Raw genomic sequence first — 19,743 nt, 5'->3', positions numbered from 1 at the left:
TATACGGCGCGGAAAAGCGGAGTTATCTCGCGTGATCCATGTCCGGTGAAGCGTGCGGGACCGAAAGCCGTTTCTTTTTTCCTGGTCCGAACCTGCTATCGCGCATTTATGTCGAGCGTGCCTACCGATGATGAAGCCTGGATTTTTTCTCTCTGCCGCTCTCGCCGCGACTATTCTGCTGGCACCTTTGGGCACCGGGTTCGATGGCACGGCTGCTCATGGCGGTGAAGATTTTGGCACCTTGGAAAAACTCGGTGCTGCGCTGTTCGACGATCCCAATCTTTCGATGAACCGCACCATGGCCTGTTCCACCTGCCATATGCAGGCCGCCGGTTTTTCCGATGCGCGGGAGAGCGACGAGGTGGGGCGGGATGTATCGCTTGGCGATGACGGTATTTCACTGGGCGATCGTAATGCTCCGACTGCAGCCTATGCCCGCTTCACGCCGCCTTTCGGGAGGAATGCTGCGGGAGAATATGTTGGCGGGCAGTTCTGGGATGGCCGTGCCTCCCTGCTGGAGGATCAGGCCGGCGGTCCACCGCTCAATCCCCTCGAAATGGGCATGCCGGACAAGGCTGCCGTCGTGAAACGGCTCAAGGAGAATCCGGATTATGTCGCGGCCTTCGGCACGCAGTTCGGCAAGGATGTTTTTGAGAGCGACGACACCGCCTATGCCGCGATGACCAAGGCGCTGGCGAGTTTCGAGCGGTCGGATGAATTCTCCACCTTCGATTCCAGATATGACCGCTTCCTGCGCGGTGAAGAAAAGCTGACGGATCAGGAAGAGCTGGGCCGGGTGCTGATCTCCTCGACGCAATTTACCAATTGCAATACCTGCCATGAAATCCGTGGCGCTAAAGGCCTGGAAGACGGCCTCTTCACCAACCACAAATATTTCAATATCGGCGTTCCCGCCAATATATCGGTTCGGGCCGTCAACGGCTCCAAGCCGGACGCGGTCGATCTGGGTCTGGCGCAAAATCCTGAAGTTGCCGGCGATGCCGCTCAGCGCGGCAAGTTCAAGGTGCCGACGCTGCGTAATGTCGCCGTCACCGGTCCTTACATGCACAATGGCGTGTTCAAGGATTTACGCACGGTGGTGCTGTTTTACGTGAAATATAAAAGCAAGAAGCCGAGCCGCCAGATCAATCCGGAAACGGGCAAGACGTGGGATGCGCCGGAAGTGCCTGAAAATATCGCCATGGCGGAACTGACATCCGCACCGGCGCTGGACGACAAGCGCGTGGACGCCATTGTCGCCTTTCTGAAGACGCTGACTGACAAAAGATATGAGCATCTTCTGCCAAAGGATGATGGGCAGGCGAACGCGCCGCCTGCCCAGCCGGTTTCGTCAAGCGTTACGCCGAAAGCGCCTTGAATTCGGCGAGAACCGCATCGCCCATTTCGGAGGTGCCGACCTGGCGGCTGCCCTCGGCCATGATGTCGGCAGTGCGGATGCCCTTGTCGAGCACGTTTGCGATCGCTGCTTCGAGCTTTGTTGCCTCATCCACCATGTTGAACGAGTAACGCAGGCACATGGCGAAGGACGCGATCATGGCGATCGGGTTGGCGACGCCCTTGCCGGCAATGTCAGGGGCCGAACCGTGCACAGGCTCATACATGGCCTTGCGCTTGCCGGTCTTGGCGTCCGGTGCGCCGAGCGATGCGGAAGGCAGCATGCCGAGCGAGCCGGTGAGCATGGCGGCGACGTCGGAGAGCATGTCGCCGAAGAGGTTGTCGGTGACGATCACGTCGAACTGCTTGGGCTTGCGCACCAGCTGCATGCCGCCGGCATCGGCCAGCATATGTTCCAGCTGAACATCCCTAAACTTGGTGGCGTGGGTTTCGGTGACCACCTGGTTCCACAAAACGCCTGACTTCATCACGTTGCGCTTTTCCATCGAGCAGACGCGGTTGTCGCGGGTGCGGGCCAGTTCGAAAGCGACGCTGGCGATGCGCTCGATCTCGAAAGTGTCGTAGATCTGTGTGTCGATGCCGCGCTTCTGGCCGTTGCCGAGATCGATGATCTGCTTCGGTTCGCCGAAATAGACGCCGCCGGTCAGCTCGCGGACGATAAGGATATCGAGGCCTTCAACCAGCTCCGGCTTCAGCGAGGAAGCGGCGGCAAGTGCCGGGTAGCAGATGGCGGGGCGCAGATTGGCGAAGAGTTCGAGGTCCTTGCGCAGACGCAGCAGGCCGGCTTCCGGGCGATGCTCATAGGGAACGCCATCCCATTTCGGGCCGCCGACGGCGCCGAACAGGATCGCATCGGCGGCAAGCGCCTTTTCCATATCCGCATCGGAAATCGCCACGCCATGGGCGTCATAGGCGGAGCCGCCGACCAGACCTTCCGAGACGGTAAAGCCGGCATTTTGCGTGCTGTTCATGTAATCGATCAGCTTGCGGACTTCGGCCATGGCCTCCGGGCCGATACCGTCACCGGGCAGAAGGAAAAGCGAACGAACTGTCATGAAAACCCTCCTTGGGCGGCGCGCCGGAAAACATCCTGAAGGGTTTTCGATTGCGGCGAACGCGGCGTCAAACTCATTCCGTCCTGCACATGGCAAATCGTGTCGCAGCCGGACGGGATCGGAGGCTTCTTATCTCCGCCTCAAGGGCTTTTCAAGCAAAGCAAAAGCCGATCCGGTACTGTTTGGTACGGGATCGGCTTTTTTGAAGAGCGGAAATGTGGTCAGGCCCAGGGGCGGACAGAGGCGTTTGCCTTTTCGAACGTGTCGATGGCGCCGGAATGTTCCAGCGTCAGGCCGATATCATCAAGCCCGTTCAGCATGCAATGGCGCTTGAATTCGTCGATCTCGAAGGTAATTGTGCCGCCATCCGGGCCGCTGATTTCCTGGCGTTCCAGATCGATGGACAGGACGGCGTTCGATCCGCGCGATGCGTCGTCCAAGAGCTTTTCGAGATTCTCTGGGCTGACGACGACAGGCAGGATGCCGTTCTTGAAACAGTTATTGTAGAAGATATCGGCGAAGCTGGTGGAGATCACGCAGCGGATGCCGAAATCGAGCAACGCCCATGGCGCATGTTCGCGCGAGGAGCCGCAGCCGAAATTGTCGCCCGCGACAAGAATCTGGGCGTTCTGATAGGCGGGCTTGTTCAGTACGAAATCCGGATTGGGCGAGCCATCCTCTAGGTAGCGCGACTCGGCGAAGAGGCCTTTGCCGAGGCCGGTGCGCTTGATGGTCTTCAGATAGTCTTTCGGAATGATCATATCGGTGTCGATATTGACCACCGGCATGGGCGCGGCAACGCCCGTCAGCTTGGTGAATTTTTCCATCTGTCGCTTCCCGTGTTTCCCTTGAACGAAATCCAGCACGGGCAAGAGCCTACCGGATGTTCTCTGCCGGGAAATACTGCAAAACTCGGCGCTTTAGAAGCGCAAACCCGCGTTCTTCGGTACGCCTCTCGCGGCGTACTGGCGTTTTGACCGGATTAAACGATCTCAGAGATCGATAATCGTGCCCTTGCCGTCGTTCCAGACATGCATGTCGCGCTGGTTGCGGGGCTTGACCGGAATGGGGGCCGGCTTCAGACGCGCGGAAAGCAGGCGGGCAGCGCTGAGGACCGCGAGCACGCCGATGAAAGCGACTGTGAGCGACGCGGTGAAAAGGGCGACTATCGCCAGAATTGCAATGCCGGATGCGGCGATGAAAAACGAACGTATGCCTTGCATGATCCAAACCTTTCTATCCAGACGAATGTGGGCCTTCTTCTTCCGGCTTGCAAGAGGATTCAGTGGATTGTCAGCTTGCAGATGTCACAAAAGCTTGACACAAGTGCGGCATGGCCAATTTTTCCGAAAATATTCTTGTGAGACCCCGCCGGTCGCTGCTCTCCGTTCCGGCCATCAATGTTCGGGCACTGGAAAAAATCCGCGATCTCGATTGTGACGCAGTGATCCTCGATCTGGAGGATTCGGTCGCGCCCGATATGAAGGGCAAGGCGCGGAACAATCTGGAGAAGCTGTTTTCGGAAGCGCCTTTTGCCAGGGACGAGATCATTATCCGCATCAACCCGCTCTCCACGCCGGACGGCGAGGCGGATCTGCGGCTTGTGCTTTCCTGCCGGCCGGATGCAATTCTTTTGCCGAAGGTGGAGCAGCCGGCCGATATTCACGAGGTGGCCGATCTTCTGGCCGAGGCGGATGTGCCGGAGCACCTGAAAATCTGGGCGATGATCGAAACGCCGCTTGGTGTCCTGAATGCCGCCTCTATTGCTGACGCGGCCCATACGCCGGATGCCCGGCTTTCGGCTTTTGTCATCGGGCTCAACGATCTGCGTAAGGCGACGCGGGTGCCGGCCCTTCCCGGACGCACTTATCTCGTACCCTGGATGATGCAGGTGGTGCTTGCCGCCCGCGCCTATGGTCTGGATGTCATCGACAGCGTTTCGAACGACTTTCGCGATATCGCCGCTTTCGAAGCCGAATGTGAGCAGGGTCGCGCCATGGGGTTCGATGGCAAGATGCTGATCCATCCGGCCCAGATCGAGCCGGCCAACCGACACTTCGCGCCGGATGAGGCAGCGGTTGCGGAAGCCCGCGAGATCATTGCCGCTTTCGCAAAACCCGAATCTGTGGAATTGAACGTCATCAACATGAACGGTCGCATGATCGAGCGGCTGCATGTGGGGCAGGCCGAAAGGCTGGTCGCCATGGCCGATATCATCGCACAAAGAAAGGCAAACAGGACGTGAAAGTCTATCGTTTCATAACCGGTCCGGACGACGCGAAATTCTGTCACCGGGTCACCGAGGCGCTGAACAAGGGATGGGAGCTCGCCGGTTCACCGAGCTACGCCTTCAACGCCGCAAGCGGCGTGATGCATTGCGGCCAGGCCGTGACCAAGACGGTCGAAGGCAAGGAATACCATCCGGACATGAAACTCGGCGAGCAATAAATGCGCCGCAGGCGGGGCTAACGCTCCGCCGCGGCCTCGTCGGCGCTTTCCTCAATCCGCTCCATGTCGTCATCCGACAGGCCAAAATGATGGCCGATTTCATGGATCAGGACATGGGTGATGATATCACCAAGTGTTTCCTCGTTCTCGGCCCAGTAATCGAGAATGGGACGGCGATAAAGCGTGATGCGGTTGACCATCTCGCCCGTTTCCATGGTAAAACGTTCGGAGATGCCGCGCCCCTCGAACAGTCCGAGAAGATCGAAGGGGGTTTCGAGCGCCATGTCCTCGAACACGTCATCGGTCGGAAAATCGGCGATCTCGATGATGAGATCTTTTGTCAGTGCGCGAAATTCTTCCGGCAGGTGGCCATATGCCTCGATCGCAAGCGACTCGAAGGCGGAAAGTGTCGGCGCATGGCGGTCCCGCCAATCGTCGGTCTGGTCTATGCGGGCCATTTCTGCTCCTTGTTGGAAGGCCCATATAAACACTTGCTGGACAAATTTCGAGACCCGACTGCTTCACCCGCCGAAAAAGCATGAAATTCTTGGCGTTACAGTTACTTTTCAAGCCGTCGTCATCTTGACATAAACGGGCGTCTCGCGTAATCGGCACCCAAATTGATGGCGTAGTGCGCCTTCTGTTTATTCCGCCCCTCAAAAGGCGGCTTCACCGGCAGACATTCAAAGGGGCATTCAGCCCTGACGGATTTCCGCTACTCCGACTGATAAAAAGACGGCCAGCTTGCATTTGCGGGCAGAGCCGGAACGAACATGAAAGGATAAAAAATGTTCGCAGTCATCAAGACCGGCGGTAAGCAGTACCGCGTAGCGGCCGACGCCGTGCTGACCATCGAAAAGCTGGAAGCAGAGGCAGGCGCAACTGTAGAATTCACCGAAGTTCTCGTTGTTGGCGAAGGCGCCGACGCCAAGATCGGTGCTCCCTTCGTCAAGGGCGCCATCGTCAAGGCTGAAGTTGTCGAGCACAATCGCGGCAAGAAGGTCATCGCCTTCAAGAAGCGTCGTCGTCAGAACTCCAAGCGTTCGCGCGGCCATCGTCAGCATCACACTGTCGTCCGCATCACGGACATCGTTGCTGCCTGATCGGCGCGACACGGGAAACAAGGTTTAAAGGAGAACTCCAATGGCACACAAAAAAGCTGGCGGTTCCTCGCGTAACGGTCGCGATTCCGAATCCAAGCGCCTTGGCGTGAAGAAGTTCGGCGGCGAAGCCGTCATTCCAGGCAACATTATTCTGCGTCAGCGCGGCACGCAGTGGCATCCGGGCGCCAATGTCGGCATCGGCAAGGACCACACGATTTTCGCACTGACCGCAGGTAACGTGAACTTCCGCACGAAGGCCAACGGCCGCGTATTCGTATCCGTGGCCCCGAAAGCGGAAGCCGCAGAATAAGCCGGTAAGCGTCATATGCAGCCGGTGTCCCATCGACCCGGCTGAGACGTATCAGGTTCAGTCAAGAAAACAGGGGAGATGGGGCACCACCCAACTCCCCTTTTTCTTTAACCTCATGGAGGGACTGAACCATGCAAGCTGAATTGTTGAGGGTTGACCAATCACGGTCACCCGAGGAACGGCCGAGGCCCGATCGGTCGAGGAGCGATTGCCCCGTTTTACTGTCGCAGAGGCTGGTTTTGCGCAAGCCTCACGAAGAAGACATCGACGCCCTTGCCCATCTTGCCAACAATGCCAATATCGCGACCATGGTGTCGCGTATGCCGCACCCTTACACGGCCAAAGACGCCGCGGACTTCGTGCGACGCTCCAAAGCTGGCGAGATTGGCAAGTGCGTCTATGCGATTACCCGCATGGACAATGGCGAGTTTTTAGGCTGCTGCGCGCTCGAACCCCAGGAAGATGAAAAGACGCTGGAAATCGGTTACTGGCTGGGGGAACCCTACTGGAACCGGGGTTACATGACGGAAGCGGCGCATGCGCTGATCGACATGGCCTTTCGTACGCGTGAAATCGACCAGATCGATGCCCGTTGCCGGGTCACCAACATCGCTTCGCGACGCGTCATCCAGAAGTGCGGTTTCCAGTTCCAGGGCTCCGGCATGGTCGGTTCGCTGGCGCTCGGCGGCATGGTGCCGGTCGAATGGTACAGGCTGGACCGCAAGACCTGGGTTTCGCTGAAGAGCTGGGGGGATATGGGATGAGCACGATTGAGCTTACCCGTCGCCGCGCCGCCACTGCCGTGGCGCCGCCCGGCCCCTGCCCTGTCATCGAGACAAAGCGCCTGGTGCTGCGGCCGCAGCGGCTTTCCGATGCCGGCAGCATTGCGGAATCGCTTGGCGACTTCGCCGTGACCAGAATGCTGGCCCGTGTTCCCGCGCCCTACCACAGGCAGGATGCGCTGGAATGGCTGGTCTTGCGCACCTCCGGCACCCTGCCCGACTGGGATTTCGCCATTACCAGCGGCGACGATACCCTGATCGGCGTCGTCTCGGTGGAATTGCGGCATGGCGAGTGGCATCTCGGCTATTGGCTGAACCGCTTCTACTGGGGCAAGGGTTACATGACCGAGGCGGTGGCCGCCGTGGTCGAGCGGTTCTTCCGCCGCATGCCGGGAGTGACCCTTCATTCCGGCGTATTTGCGGATAATCCCGCCTCGCTGCGCGTGCAGGAAAAACTCGGCTTCCGGGTGACCGGTTGCCACCAGGTCTACGCCACGGCGCGCGCCGCCATGGTGGCGCATATCGGTACGAAGATCACGGCTGAGGATTTCATTCAGCCGCATCGTACTTGAGGAGCATTGCAAGGCCGGTTTGATCCAAACCGGCCTTGTCTCGCGCATGGGCTTCCCGCACGATAGTCTTTGACCTCGTGAAGAAGCGCTTGTATTCGAAACGACGATATTTTTGTTCGACGCAACGGCAAGATTGTTGCGTCCGCAAACCGACAGAACGGCAGTCCGATGAAATTTCTCGATGAAGCAAAAGTCTATATCAAGTCCGGCGACGGCGGCGCGGGCGCCGTTTCCTTCCGGCGCGAAAAATTCATCGAATTCGGCGGTCCTGACGGTGGCGATGGCGGACGCGGCGGCGATGTCTGGGTTGAGGTGGTCAACGGCCTCAACACGCTGATCGACTTCCGTTTCCAGCAGCATTTCAAGGCCTCCATCGGACAGCACGGCATGGGCAAGACCCGCACCGGCGCCAAGGGTTCGGATGTGGTGCTGAAGGTGCCCGTTGGTACGCAGATCTTCGAGGAAGACAATGAAACGCTGATCGTCGATCTGACGAAAGAAGGCCAGCGCTTTCGTCTTGCTGCCGGCGGCAATGGCGGTTTCGGCAATGCCTATTTCAAGTCGTCGACCAACCAGGCCCCCACCCATGCCAATCCGGGCCTCGCGGGCGAGGAAAAGACAGTCTGGCTTCGCCTGAAACTGATCGCCGATGCCGGTCTCGTCGGTCTGCCCAATGCGGGTAAATCCACGTTCCTTGCGACGGTCACCCGTGCGCGACCGAAGATCGCCAACTATCCCTTCACCACCCTTCATCCGAACCTGGGCGTCGCGACCATCGATGGCCGTGAATTCGTGCTGGCCGATATTCCCGGCCTGATCGAAGGCGCGCATGAGGGTGTGGGCATCGGTGACCGTTTCCTCGGCCATGTGGAGCGTACCCGCGTGCTTCTGCATCTCGTTTCCGCGCAGGAGGAGAAGGTGGGCAAGGCCTATAAGACGGTTAAGGCCGAGCTGGACGCCTATGGCGGCGGGCTGACCGACAAGCCGGAAATCGTGGCGCTGTCGCAGATCGACGTGCTCGATGAAAAAGAGCTGAAAAAGAAGGCCAAGGAACTGGAGAAGGCCTGCGGCCGTCCCCCGCTACTTCTCTCCGCTGCCGCCCATATCGGCATGACGGAAGCGCTGCGCGCCCTTCGCGATGTCATCGTCTCGGCGAGCAATGGCGGCGAAACCGCCCTGCCCGACCGGTCGATGCCGCATGAGGACAGCGAGGCCGAGGAAGAGGACGACCGTCTATGAGCCTGACGCGCAAGCCGCTGGCGAGCCATCACCGGATCGTCATCAAGATCGGGTCGGCGCTTCTGGTGGACCGGAAGACCGGTCTCAAGAAAGACTGGCTCGACGCCATCTGCGAGGATATCGCCGCGCTGAAGAAAAACGGTGCGGATGTGCAGGTTGTGTCTTCGGGCGCCATCGCGCTTGGCCGCACCGTGCTTGGCCTGCCCTCCGGTGCATTGAAGCTGGAAGAAAGTCAGGCGGCGGCGGCTGTCGGCCAGATCGCGCTGGCGCGGGCATGGTCGGAAAGTCTGTCGAGACATGAGATCGTCGCCGGCCAGATTCTTCTGACGCTCTCCGATACCGAAGAGCGTCGCCGTTATCTCAATGCGCGCGCCACCATCAACCAGTTGCTGAAGATCGGCGCCATCCCGATCATCAATGAAAACGACACGGTTGCGACCACCGAGATCCGTTATGGCGACAATGACCGTCTGGCGGCGCGTGTGGCGACCATGACGGGCACCGATCTTCTGGTGCTACTTTCGGATATTGACGGGCTTTACACGGCTCCGCCGCATCTCGATCCCGACGCGAAATTCCTTGAGACGATTGCCGATATTACGCCCGAAATCGAGGCCATGGCAGGCGGTGCGGCATCCGAGCTTTCGCGCGGCGGCATGCGCACCAAGATCGATGCGGGCAAGATCGCGACCGCTGCCGGTTGCGGCATGATCATCGCTTCCGGCAAGACGCTTAATCCTTTGAAGGCTATTGAAAACGGCGAGCGCTCCTCATGGTTCGCGCCTTCGGGCACGCCGGTGACGGCGCGCAAGACCTGGATTGCCGGGCAATTGCAGCCGGCCGGCGAAATCCATGTCGATGCCGGCGCGGAAAAAGCCCTCTATGCCGGAAAAAGCCTGCTTCCCGCAGGCGTGCGGCAGGTGAAGGGCAATTTTGGGCGCGGCGATGCGATTGCCATTATCGGCGTCGAAGGCCGCGAAGTCGCGCGCGGCCTTGCGGGTTACGACGCGGAAGAAGCGCGCCTCATCATCGGTCACAAGTCCAATGAGATCGAGGCGATCCTCGGTTATATCGGGCGGGCGGCCATGATCCATCGCGACGATCTGGTGATGACCGGCGCCGCCGTCAAAGTTAAAGATGTGAAGAAGGATGAGGTCCATGCCTGAACAGGCCGTGAAGCAGAGCCATGACATCGACGCGCTGATGATGACCATCGGCGCTCAGGCGAAAGCTGCTTCACGACCGTTGTCCATCGCCGGCACAGACCAGAAGAACCGCGCGCTGCTTGCCATGGCCTCCGCAATCGAGGCATCCAGGGATGCGATCCTTGCCGCCAACAGGAAAGATCTGGCCGCGGCGGAAAGTGCAGGCCTTGCCGCTTCCTTCGTGGACAGGCTGACCCTCAACGATGCAAGGATCGCCGGTATTGCCGAAGGCATCCGTTCGGTTGCGGCGCTGTCTGATCCGGTCGGCGAAGTCATCGCCGCCTGGGACCGCCCCAATGGGCTGAAGATCGAGCGCGTGCGCACGCCGCTTGGCGTCATCGGCGTGATCTACGAAAGCCGCCCGAATGTGACGGCGGATGCCGGTGCCTTGTGCCTCAAGGCGGGCAATGCCGTGATCCTGCGCGGCGGCTCGGATTCGCAACATTCATCGCGTGCTATCCATGCCTGCCTCGTGGAAGGCCTGAAGATTGCCGGTCTTCCCGAGCACGCCATTCAGCTGGTGCCGGTGAGCGACCGTGCTGCCGTCGGCGCGCTTCTCAGCGGCCTGAACGGCACGGTTGATGTTATCGTGCCGCGCGGCGGCAAAAGCCTCGTGGCCCGGGTGCAATCGGAAGCCCGCGTTCCGGTCTTCGCGCATCTGGAAGGTATCTGCCATATCTATGTCGATGGGTCCGCTGATCTCGACATGGCGAAACGTATCGTCGTTAATGCCAAGATGCGCCGCACCGGCATTTGCGGTGCAGCTGAGACATTGCTGGTGGATGCCGCCGCCGTTTCCACGCATCTTACGCCGCTGGTCAATGCCCTGATCGAAGCCGGTTGCGAAGTGCGCGGTTCGCAGGCCGTTCGCGATGTGGTGGCGGGTCTGGCGCCGGCAACGGCAGAGGACTGGCGCACCGAATATCTCGATGCGATCATTTCGGTCGCCGTGGTGGAGGGTATTTCGGGTGCGATAGAGCATATCGGCACCTATTCGTCCAACCATACCGAGGCGGTGATCGCCGAGGATCCCGATGTGGTCGCTCGTTTCTTCAACGAACTCGATTCGGCCATTCTGCTGCACAATGCTTCAACGCAATTTGCCGATGGCGGCGAATTCGGCATGGGCGCGGAAATCGGCATCGCCACCGGCAAGATGCATGCTCGGGGCCCGGTTGGCGTCGAACAGCTTACCTCGTTCAAATACCGGGTGCATGGCACCGGCCAGACACGGACCTGATATTTGCCGGCTGACAAGCGCCTCGACAGACGTTACCTCACCATGCCGCATGTGGAGCGCGGCATGGTCGTTGGCCTGTTTGGCGGTTCTTTCAATCCGCCGCATGCCGGCCATGCGCTCGTGGCGGAGATTGCGCTGCGCCGGCTCGGTCTCGACCAGCTCTGGTGGATCGTCACACCGGGCAATCCGCTGAAAAGCCGTTCGGAACTGGCGTCCCTCGAAGATCGCATCGCCGCCTGCGAAAAGCTGGTTCACGATCCGCGCATCAAGGTCACGGCGTTCGAAAAGTCACTCGGCATGAGCTATACGGCCAATACGCTCGCCAAGGTGAAGGCAAAAAACCCGCATGTGCGCTTCATCTGGATCATGGGGGCTGACAATCTGAAGAGCTTCCATCGCTGGCAGAAATGGCGCACCATCGCCGAGACCTTCCCGATTGCGGTAATCGACCGGCCAGGCTCCACACTCTCTTATCTCTCCTCCACCATGGCGCAGGCTTTCAGCCAGGCGCGGATAGACGAGGACGATGCCGGGGTTTTGTGGAAAAAACGCGCTCCCGCCTGGGTTTTCATCCATGGGCCGCGTTCCACGCTCAGCTCCACGGCGCTGCGCAACGGCCGCAAATGACACGCTCGATCACAAATGATGTATGGGCCAGCCGCCAGAGGGTCCATATCTTGAAAAGTTAATGCTTTGATGCCACCTTCATTGTGTGACGCAGAGAATCGCGTCGCGCAGTGCCTGTTTTGTCATTCTTGGAAAGGAAAACCTCTGACAACAGTACACGCCAAGGGAAGAGCATTTGTTGCTATCCCGAAGGGCCAGGACAGTGGCGCCGATGCCGCCGGCCATGCCCTCGAAACCGTCCTCGCGAGCCTCGAGGACTCCAAGGCTGAAGATATCGTCTCTCTCAACATTGCCGGAAAATCGGCGCTTGCGGACTACATGGTCGTGGTCTCCGGGCGGTCGAACAGGCATGTTTCGGCGATTTGCGAGCATCTTCTGAAAGACATGAAGGATGAAGGGTTCGGCAACGCCCGCGTCGAAGGTCTCGAGACCGGAGACTGGGTGCTGATCGATACCGGCGACATCATCGTTCATGTGTTCCGCCCGGAAATCCGCGCCTTCTACAACATTGAAAAAATGTGGGCGACGCCGGACATGCTGGAAGAGACGCTGCATTGATGCGGTGAGCCTTTGAGCGAGTGCATCGTTTTTGCCGAAGATCTACCTGACTTCGGAAACGGCGCCTCTGGCCGGAAATCAGACCGGCCGCATAGGAATCCGCAGACTATGCTGTTAAGAGCGGGACCCTGTTGGGTCACGACGAATGCAGGTTTGCGATGCGGATTTCAATTTTTGCGGTGGGACGGCTGAAATCCGGCCCTGAAAAGGATCTTGCGGCCCGTTATATCGAGCGTCTGGCAAAGACCGGCCCGGCGATCGGGCTGGAGTTTTCGCGGGTGATTGAGGTTGCGGAAAGCCGCGCTTCCAATGCCGAGACCCGCAAGCGTGAAGAGGCCGCGATGCTGGAAAAATATCTGGCTGACGGAGCGGCCCTCATCCTGCTGGACGAGCGCGGGAAGGCGCTTGATAGTCCCGGCTTTGCTTCCTTTTTTGGCGATCTGCGCGATAGCGGCAAGCGTGACCTTGTGATCGCCATTGGCGGAGCCGACGGGCTCGATCCCGCGCTTTACGAGAAAGCGACCGCTGTTCTCAATCTCGGCAAGCTGACATGGCCGCATCAGATTGTTCGTATCTTGATCGCCGAGCAGCTCTACCGTGCCGTCACGATCCTTTCCGGCCATCCCTATCATCGCGTTTGATCGGGTTTCGATTCGGAGAATTGTCTCAATTTCAACATGAAGCTCCGCGACACCGCTGACAGCGCACGGCTTTGGCAGCGGCCTTTCCAGGGCCTCTTGGAAGATCGCGGCAAAATCCCTAATATCGGCGCTTCTGCTTCGGCATCAAAGAAAGTTCACATGGACAACAGGCCTCAACGAAAACGGCACGCTGCCCTTGCGGGCGCGGTTATTGCTGCTTTCGTCATGGGGAGCGGTCCGACCTATTCGCGCGACGATGCGGGCGCCATCCCGGTGGCAGGCGAGGATTCATCGCCGGATGCGCTGCAGACGCTGGAGAAGCGCCGCGACCAGAACCGGCAGGATCTGGAGGAGCTGGTCGACAGCATCGGCCTTTCGGAAGACAAGACAAGGAGGCTTGAGGAAAGCATCTCTTCCCTCAACCAGGACAGTGCGCGCATCCGGGAGGAGCTGATTGCGTCTGCTGCCCGCCGCAAGGCGCTGGAGGCGAAGATCAGTGACGGCGAGGATCGTCTCGCCAAGCTTTCGGTTCGCGAGGATGGCGTCAAGGCGTCGCTGCGGGAAAGACGCGGCGTGCTGGCGGAGGTTCTGGCAGCGCTGCAGCGCATGGGCAGAAACCCGCCCCCCGCCCTTCTCGTCTCGCCGGAGGATGCGCTTGCGTCCGTGCGAAGCGCCATTCTTCTCGGCGCGGTCGTGCCCGGCATTCGCGGTGAAACCGACAAGCTGGTCGCCGCTCTCAAAGAATTGACCGATGTCAGGCAGGCAATCGCTCGCGAAAAGGACGATCTTACGGGTATGATGACGGCAAGTCTGGAAGAGGAAAAGCGCCTCGACCTGCTGATTGCCGAAAACGACCGCAAGAACACCCAGACGGCAGCGGAGCTGGAGGCGGAACGCAAGCGATCCGAAGAGCTTGCGAGCAAGGCGACGAGCCTTGAGGGGCTGGTCAGCTCGCTCGAAGGCGAGATTAGCTCGGTGCGTGAGGCGATGGAAAAGGCGCGGGCGGAAGAGCAGCGACTGGCCCGTCTTTCCGAGGCGGAACGCGAGAAGGAGCGGGCCGCGGCCGAGGCTGGAATGCCCGATAAAAACCGCATTGCGCCCGCATATCCCTTCGCGAGTTTGAAGGGGAAGCTGGAGTTGCCGGTGACCGGCGAGGTGCTGCGGCGCTTCGGCGATGCGGACGGAACGGGCCACTTTTCCAAGGGAATTGTCGTCGCGAGCGGGCCGGAAGCCATCGTGACGGCGCCTGCAGACGGCTTTGTGGTGTTTGCCGGAGATTTTCGCAGTTACGGCCGAATGATCATCCTCAATACGGGTGATGGATATCATGTGGTGATGACGGGCATGGACAATGTGAGGACGCGGCAGGGAATGTTCGTGTTCTCCGGAGAGCCCATCGCCTCCATGGGTGCAAAAAGAGTAGCGAGTGCAGCAGCATTGGCGCTGGAAACCGACAGGCCAACGCTCTACATTGAATTCAGGAAAGATGGTGTACCGGTTGATTCCCAACCGTGGTGGACCGCAAAAAATACCGGAAGGGCGCACAATGATTCGTAAGGTTTCGCTTCTCCTTATCGGTGGGCTTATGGGCGCCACGGCGATGAGCGTGATTTATTCGGCGAGCATGCCGGCACAGGCGGCCGGGCCTTCGACCTATAAGGAACTGTCGATCTTTGGCGACGTGTTCGAGCGCGTGCGCGCACAATATGTGACGCCGCCGGATGACGAGAAGCTGGTTGAGAACGCCATCAATGGCATGCTCAGCTCTCTCGATCCGCATTCGAGCTTCATGAATGCCAAGGATGCCAACGACATGCGCACCCAGACCAAGGGTGAATTCGGCGGTCTCGGCATTGAAGTGACCATGGAGAACGAGCTCGTCAAAGTCATCACGCCGATCGACGACACGCCGGCTTCCCGCGCAGGCATTCTCGCCGGCGACTTCATTTCGGAAATTGACGGTACGCCGGTTCGTGGCCTGAAGCTGGAGCAGGCGGTCGAAAAGATGCGCGGCGCGGTGAAGACGCCGATCAAGCTGACGATCATCCGTCAGGGCGCCGACAAGCCGCTCGAATTCACCGTCATGCGCGATGTCATTGCGGTGCGGGCCGTCAAGTCCCGTGTCGAAGGTGACAATGTCGGTTACCTGCGCGTCATCTCCTTTACCGAGAAGACCTATGACGATCTCGAAAAGGCGATCAAGAAGATCAAGGCTGACGTGCCGGCCGACAAGCTGAAGGGCTATGTCCTCGACCTGCGCCTCAACCCGGGCGGTCTGCTTGATCAGGCGATCAATGTTTCCGACGCCTTCCTCGAGCGTGGTGAGGTCGTTTCGACCCGTGGCCGCAACCCCGATGAGACCCGCCGCTTCAACGCGACGGCTGGCGATCTGACGGATGGCAAGCCGGTAATCGTGCTCGTTAACGGCGGTTCGGCTTCGGCTTCGGAAATCGTTGCCGGTGCGCTGCAGGATCTGCGCCGTGCGACCGTGGTCGGCACGCGCTCCTTCGGCAAGGGTTCGGTCCAGACGATCATTCCGCTCGGCGAGGCGGGTGCGCTGCGCCTGACGACTGCGCTTTATTACACGCCGTCGGGCAAATCGATCCAGGGCACGGGTATCGAGCCCGACATCAAGGTGGAGCAGCCATTGCCGCCCGAACTGCAGGGCAAGGTGACCACCGAAGGTGAATCCGGCCTTTCCGGCCATATCAAGGGACAGAGCGAGACCGACGAAGGTTCGGGTTCTTCCGCTTACGTGCCGCCGGAAGCCAAGGACGACATCCAGCTCAACTATGCGCTGGATCTGTTGCGCGGCACCAAGACGGATCCGTCTTTCCCGCCGAACCCCGAAAAGGCTGTGGTCAACAAGCAGTAAGACGGTGCGCCGGCTGACCGGCGCATCATCTCGATTGCCCAACCGTTTGGACGGATCGTTCATTGCCTTCGGACCTGCGAAAACCGCTTCTGGGTCGTCAGAAAAAAAGCGCCGGTATCAACCGGCGCTTTTCCGTCATTATGGTTCTGTCGGCGCTTGCTGTTCTGTCGATTGGCGGCCTGTCCGTTTATACGGCGTTTTCACCCGGCAATTTACAGAAGACGGCAACCGGGCCGGATGTACAGCCTCAGCTTGCTGAAAAGATACCTGAAAGCGCGCCGGCCGATGTGTCGGCCGCCGGCGGCACTGCCGGTCTCCAGCCGCAAAGCGGGAGGTCAGGCGCCACTATCAGTCGCGAGACGATGCCTGATGGCAATGTCGTATCGGTTTATTCCCCTCGCTCCCGTGAGACAGACGGGCCGGTGCTGATGAGCGGCCAGACCTATGGGCAGGATCCGCGCATGGCGACACGGCCCAATGAGGAACTGCTGGAAGAAACCGCATTCGGCAAATTGCCTGTCGTCGGTGCTGATGGTCTGCGGCCGATGGAGCAATATGCCCGGCCCTGGTCTGGTGCACGCGGCACCCGGATTGCGATCGTGGTCGGCGGGCTGGGCCTCAGCCAGACGGGCTCGCAAAAAGCAATTCGGGAACTGCCGCCGGAGGTGACGCTCGGTTTTGCCGCCAGCGGCAACAGCCTGCAGCGCTGGATGCAGGAAGCGCGCCGTCAGGGACATGAAATTCTTCTTCAGATTCCGTTGGAACCCTTCGGCTATCCGGGCACCAATCCGGGCCCGGACACATTGCTGGCGGGTGATCCAGCCAAGGTCAATATCGACCGGCTGCATCGTTCCATGGCGAAAATCACCAATTATACCGGCATCATGAACTATCTCGGCGGGCGCTTTCTTGCGGAGCAGGCGGCCTTGGAGCCTGTCATGCGCGACATCGGCAAGCGTGGCCTGCTGTTTCTGGATGACGGCTCCTCGGCGCAGTCGCTGAGCGGCGGAATTGCGAAGGCCATTTCCGCTCCACAGGGTTTTGCCGATCTTCTGCTCGACGGCGAAGTCACCGAAGCATCCATTCTGCGCAAGCTGGACGAGCTGGAGCGAATTGCACGGCGTAACGGTCAGGCGATCGGTGTGGCGTCGGCCTTCGATGAAAGCGTTGCGGCTATCTCGAAATGGTCGCGTGAGGCGGGCGGGCGCGGCATCGAGATTGTCGGCGTTTCCGCGCTTGTTTCCGGGCAGGCGGGGCAGTAAACCTTGCCTGCGGCCATTTCCGGCGTTGAGACAGTGCGGGTTTCCCATGACAATCAAAGCAGAAGATTTGCCTTACCGTCCCTGTGCGGGAATAATGGTTCTGAATGCTCAAGGCCTCGTCTGGGCCGGCCGGCGTATCAAGGAAGGCAATTCCGAATATGACGGCTCACCGCAATTGTGGCAGATGCCGCAGGGCGGTATCGATGACGGCGAACGGCCTTTGACGGCCGCCATTCGCGAACTCTACGAAGAGACGGGCATGAAAACGGTGACCCTGCTTGCGGAAGCGAGCGACTGGATTCACTATGATCTGCCGCCGGAACTGATCGGCATCGGCCTGAAGGGCAAATATCGCGGCCAGGCGCAGCGCTGGTTCGCGTTCCGCTTCGAGGGGGATGAAAGAGAAATCCAGATCGATCCGCCGCCCACCGGGCATTCGGCCGAATTCGACGCCTGGGACTGGAAGCCGATGGAAAGCCTGCCGGAACTCATCGTGCCGTTCAAGCGCGCGGTCTATGAAAAAGTCGTGGCGGAGTTCCAGCACCTTTCCGGCAAATAAAAAAGGCGGCCAAGGCCGCCTTTTCTGTCCTGTTGCCAGTGCTTATTCCGCTTCGTTGGCGGAATCGGCGTTAAGCTGGCCGTATTTTTCTTCGCCGATCTTGCCGAGCAGTTCGAGCTGGGTTTCGAGAAAGTCGATATGGCCTTCCTCGTCGATCAGCAGTTCTTCGAAAAGCTTCATGGAGACGTAGTCTCCGGCCTCAGAACAGATATCACGCGATTTCTTGTAGGAGGTGCGGGCGTCATATTCGCCGGCAAGGTCGGATTCCAAGACTTCCTTGACGTTCTGGCCGATGCGCAGGGGCGCGACGGTCTGAAGGTTGGGATGGCCTTCAAGGAAGATGATTCGTGCGACCAACTTGTCGGCGTGCTGCATTTCCTCGATGGATTCGGCACGTTCCTTCTTGGCGAGCTTCGTGTAGCCCCAGTCTTCCAGCAAACGATAATGAAGCCAGTACTGGTTTACCGCACCGAGTTCGAGAAAAAGGGCCTCGTTAAGCCGCTCGATGACTTTTTTGTCGCCTTTCAATGTCCGCTCTCCTGTTGTCTTCATGGAATTGCTTCAAGCGGGACATAAAATCAAAAACATCGGCCTCAGTCGAGTGGCGACGGGCATGATATTCTTCGGTGGTTTTGATGATCAGGTCGACAACGGTCGGAAAACAGCCGCAGCAGCGGCCGCGTTTTTCCATGGCGTGATACACTTTTGCAGGAACGATGAGCTGCCAACAGTCCTCGTCGAGGAGCTCGTTGATGACGTCCCTGATGTCATGATCGGTGATGTAATTGCAGCTGCAAACCAGCATGATGGACTGCCTGTATGACGCAACACGTTGTTTTCGTTCTTAAACCAAAACAGGACAGCAAATGTCAAGAAAAACCTCTTGGCGAGTTTCCGAGGATTTTCTAGACTCGTTCTAAACTATACAAAAACTATCGTATTTTCATTGGTTTAGGCCGCATATCATTCCGGTGTTTCGTCTTCAAGTTTTTGTGCGCGGCAAAATTATCGAAGCTGGCATCACGGAAAGTTTACTGAGTTCGGGCGGCCGGAAGGCGGAGATGGATGGCCTCAGGCGAAATATTGTCCGCCATTGGCCGTCATCGTCGAACCGGTGATGAAACCGGCCTCGTCGGAAACCAGAAACAGGACGCAGCGCGCGATTTCTTCGGGTTCGCCCAATCGCCCGACAGGGATCTGCGGCACGATCCGCTCAGCCAGAACCTTCTCCGGTATCGCTCTTACCATCTCCGTGCCGATATAGCCGGGGCAGATGGCGTTGACGGTGATGTTGCGGCTGGCGCCTTCCTGGGCCAGCGCCTTGGTGAAGCCGATATCGCCCGCTTTCGAAGCGGAATAATTGGCCTGGCCTGCCTGGCCCTTCTGGCCATTGATGGAAGAGATATTGACGATGCGCCCGAAGCCGCGCTCCCGCATGCCCGGCCAGACGGGATGCGTCATATTGAAGACGCCAGTAAGATTGGTGTCGACTACCTCACGCCATTGCTGCGGCGTCATCTTGTGAAACATCGCGTCGCGGGTGATGCCGGCATTGTTGACGAGGACTTCGACCGGACCAAAGGTTGCTTCCACCTTTGCAATACCATCTACGCAGGCATCATAGTCGCGGACATCCCATTGAAATGCGGGGATACCGGTTTCCTTCTGAAAGGCTTCCGCCCTGTCCGTGGTGAAGGCGTAATTGACGGCCACCCGGTAGCCGGCGGCCTGCAGGGCGCGGGCGATTGCAGCACCTATGCCGCTCGTCCCGCCGGAAATCAATGCAACCCGGCTCATATCGCCTCCATCTCCAGAACTGCTTTAGCGGTGCTCAAGGGCCACAGAAATGCG

At 59.3% G+C, this 19,743-nt stretch carries 24 protein-coding genes; 17 read left to right on the top strand and 7 right to left on the bottom strand.

What is annotated here, in order from left to right; all coding sequences use genetic code 11:
* Positions 1-127 precede the first annotated feature (127 nt).
* On the top strand, positions 128-1,378 hold the full coding sequence (locus N5D22_RS15130; protein ID WP_279656507.1) for a cytochrome-c peroxidase: 1,251 nt from the start codon (positions 128-130) through the stop codon (positions 1,376-1,378).
* Here the strand turns inward: N5D22_RS15130 and leuB are convergent.
* The 3 genes from leuB to N5D22_RS15115 all read right to left on the bottom strand — a co-directional run bounded on the left by leuB (position 1,359) and on the right by N5D22_RS15115 (position 3,694).
* Complete coding sequence (gene leuB / locus N5D22_RS15125; RefSeq protein WP_279656509.1) at positions 1,359-2,471, bottom strand: 3-isopropylmalate dehydrogenase; 1,113 nt, start codon at positions 2,469-2,471, stop codon at positions 1,359-1,361. The two genes, N5D22_RS15130 and leuB, sit on opposite strands and share 20 nt — an antisense overlap.
* Before the next feature lie 221 nt (positions 2,472-2,692).
* Entirely contained in the window at positions 2,693-3,298 is a 606-nt protein-coding gene (gene leuD, locus N5D22_RS15120) for a 3-isopropylmalate dehydratase small subunit (RefSeq protein ID WP_065114390.1), read from the bottom strand.
* A 165-nt stretch (positions 3,299-3,463) separates the two neighbouring features.
* Entirely contained in the window at positions 3,464-3,694 is a 231-nt protein-coding gene (locus N5D22_RS15115) for a hypothetical protein (RefSeq protein ID WP_279656515.1), read from the bottom strand.
* A 110-nt stretch (positions 3,695-3,804) separates the two neighbouring features.
* Here N5D22_RS15115 and N5D22_RS15110 point away from each other — a divergent pair, with 110 nt between their 5' ends.
* Together N5D22_RS15110 and N5D22_RS15105 are read left to right on the top strand one after the other, a co-directional pair.
* Positions 3,805-4,716 (top strand): CoA ester lyase, encoded by a 912-nt coding sequence (locus N5D22_RS15110; protein ID WP_279656517.1) that lies wholly within the window; start codon positions 3,805-3,807, stop codon positions 4,714-4,716.
* Positions 4,713-4,919, top strand: coding sequence for a DUF1737 domain-containing protein (locus tag N5D22_RS15105; protein ID WP_279656519.1), 207 nt, complete (start codon positions 4,713-4,715; stop codon positions 4,917-4,919). Before N5D22_RS15110 ends, N5D22_RS15105 begins: the two co-directional genes overlap by 4 nt.
* 17 nt (positions 4,920-4,936) lie before the next feature.
* On the opposite strand, the gene N5D22_RS15100 is transcribed toward N5D22_RS15105, so the two are convergent.
* Entirely contained in the window at positions 4,937-5,377 is a 441-nt protein-coding gene (locus tag N5D22_RS15100; RefSeq protein ID WP_003492693.1) for a metallopeptidase family protein, read from the bottom strand.
* Between the two features lie 330 nt (positions 5,378-5,707).
* On the opposite strand from N5D22_RS15100, the gene rplU reads away from it, so the two are divergent.
* The 14 genes from rplU to N5D22_RS15030 all read left to right on the top strand — a co-directional run bounded on the left by rplU (position 5,708) and on the right by N5D22_RS15030 (position 17,892).
* Positions 5,708-6,022, top strand: coding sequence for a 50S ribosomal protein L21 (gene rplU, locus N5D22_RS15095; protein ID WP_065114387.1), 315 nt, complete (start codon positions 5,708-5,710; stop codon positions 6,020-6,022).
* A 40-nt stretch (positions 6,023-6,062) separates the two neighbouring features.
* Complete coding sequence (gene rpmA, locus N5D22_RS15090; RefSeq protein WP_003492686.1) at positions 6,063-6,332, top strand: 50S ribosomal protein L27; 270 nt, start codon at positions 6,063-6,065, stop codon at positions 6,330-6,332.
* 131 nt (positions 6,333-6,463) lie between these two features.
* Positions 6,464-7,096 carry a GNAT family protein gene (locus N5D22_RS15085; RefSeq protein WP_003505256.1) on the top strand — a complete coding sequence of 211 codons (633 nt, stop codon included), beginning with the start codon at positions 6,464-6,466 and terminating at the stop codon, positions 7,094-7,096.
* Positions 7,093-7,686, top strand: coding sequence for a GNAT family N-acetyltransferase (locus N5D22_RS15080; RefSeq protein ID WP_279656537.1), 594 nt, complete (start codon positions 7,093-7,095; stop codon positions 7,684-7,686). The genes N5D22_RS15085 and N5D22_RS15080 overlap by 4 nt, the downstream gene beginning before the upstream one ends.
* Positions 7,687-7,854: 168 nt before the next feature.
* Positions 7,855-8,925 (top strand): GTPase ObgE, encoded by a 1,071-nt coding sequence (gene obgE, locus N5D22_RS15075; RefSeq protein WP_035265258.1) that lies wholly within the window; start codon positions 7,855-7,857, stop codon positions 8,923-8,925.
* Positions 8,922-10,091, top strand: a complete 1,170-nt coding sequence (proB, locus tag N5D22_RS15070) for a glutamate 5-kinase (protein WP_279656538.1) — start codon at positions 8,922-8,924, stop codon at positions 10,089-10,091. The genes obgE and proB overlap by 4 nt, the downstream gene beginning before the upstream one ends.
* Positions 10,084-11,370, top strand: coding sequence for a glutamate-5-semialdehyde dehydrogenase (locus N5D22_RS15065; protein ID WP_279656539.1), 1,287 nt, complete (start codon positions 10,084-10,086; stop codon positions 11,368-11,370). The genes proB and N5D22_RS15065 overlap by 8 nt, the downstream gene beginning before the upstream one ends.
* Positions 11,371-11,373: 3 nt before the next feature.
* Positions 11,374-11,997 carry a nicotinate-nucleotide adenylyltransferase gene (locus N5D22_RS15060; RefSeq protein ID WP_279656540.1) on the top strand — a complete coding sequence of 208 codons (624 nt, stop codon included), beginning with the start codon at positions 11,374-11,376 and terminating at the stop codon, positions 11,995-11,997.
* 69 nt (positions 11,998-12,066) lie between these two features.
* Complete coding sequence (rsfS, locus tag N5D22_RS15055; protein WP_279656541.1) at positions 12,067-12,555, top strand: ribosome silencing factor; 489 nt, start codon at positions 12,067-12,069, stop codon at positions 12,553-12,555.
* Positions 12,556-12,713: 158 nt separating this feature from the next.
* Complete coding sequence (gene rlmH, locus N5D22_RS15050) at positions 12,714-13,196, top strand: 23S rRNA (pseudouridine(1915)-N(3))-methyltransferase RlmH (RefSeq protein WP_279656542.1); 483 nt, start codon at positions 12,714-12,716, stop codon at positions 13,194-13,196.
* Between the two features lie 159 nt (positions 13,197-13,355).
* Positions 13,356-14,753: a murein hydrolase activator EnvC gene (locus tag N5D22_RS15045; protein ID WP_279656543.1), complete on the top strand. Its 1,398-nt coding sequence runs from the start codon at positions 13,356-13,358 to the stop codon at positions 14,751-14,753.
* Positions 14,743-16,071 (top strand): S41 family peptidase, encoded by a 1,329-nt coding sequence (locus tag N5D22_RS15040; RefSeq protein WP_035265249.1) that lies wholly within the window; start codon positions 14,743-14,745, stop codon positions 16,069-16,071. Before N5D22_RS15045 ends, N5D22_RS15040 begins: the two co-directional genes overlap by 11 nt.
* A gap of 62 nt (positions 16,072-16,133) precedes the next feature.
* Positions 16,134-17,333 carry a divergent polysaccharide deacetylase family protein gene (locus tag N5D22_RS15035; protein WP_279656544.1) on the top strand — a complete coding sequence of 400 codons (1,200 nt, stop codon included), beginning with the start codon at positions 16,134-16,136 and terminating at the stop codon, positions 17,331-17,333.
* A 46-nt stretch (positions 17,334-17,379) separates the two neighbouring features.
* Positions 17,380-17,892: an RNA pyrophosphohydrolase gene (locus tag N5D22_RS15030; protein WP_279656545.1), complete on the top strand. Its 513-nt coding sequence runs from the start codon at positions 17,380-17,382 to the stop codon at positions 17,890-17,892.
* Positions 17,893-17,934: 42 nt separating this feature from the next.
* On the opposite strand, the gene bfr is transcribed toward N5D22_RS15030, so the two are convergent.
* The 3 genes from bfr to phbB form a co-directional block, all read right to left on the bottom strand.
* Complete coding sequence (gene bfr / locus N5D22_RS15025; RefSeq protein WP_279656546.1) at positions 17,935-18,420, bottom strand: bacterioferritin; 486 nt, start codon at positions 18,418-18,420, stop codon at positions 17,935-17,937.
* A complete protein-coding gene (locus N5D22_RS15020; RefSeq protein WP_279656547.1) occupies positions 18,386-18,697 on the bottom strand; it encodes a (2Fe-2S)-binding protein in 312 nt (103 codons plus the stop codon). Before N5D22_RS15020 ends, bfr begins: the two co-directional genes overlap by 35 nt.
* Positions 18,698-18,963: 266 nt before the next feature.
* A complete protein-coding gene (gene phbB, locus N5D22_RS15015) occupies positions 18,964-19,689 on the bottom strand; it encodes an acetoacetyl-CoA reductase (RefSeq protein WP_279656548.1) in 726 nt (241 codons plus the stop codon).
* Positions 19,690-19,743: the final 54 nt, after the last annotated feature.

The organism is Agrobacterium sp. GD03872 (assembly GCF_029840625.1).
Taxonomy (GTDB): domain Bacteria; phylum Pseudomonadota; class Alphaproteobacteria; order Rhizobiales; family Rhizobiaceae; genus Agrobacterium; species Agrobacterium fabrum_A.
The sequence above is the reverse complement of the archived record's forward strand: the minus strand, read 5'-3'. Positions and strand labels throughout refer to the sequence as shown.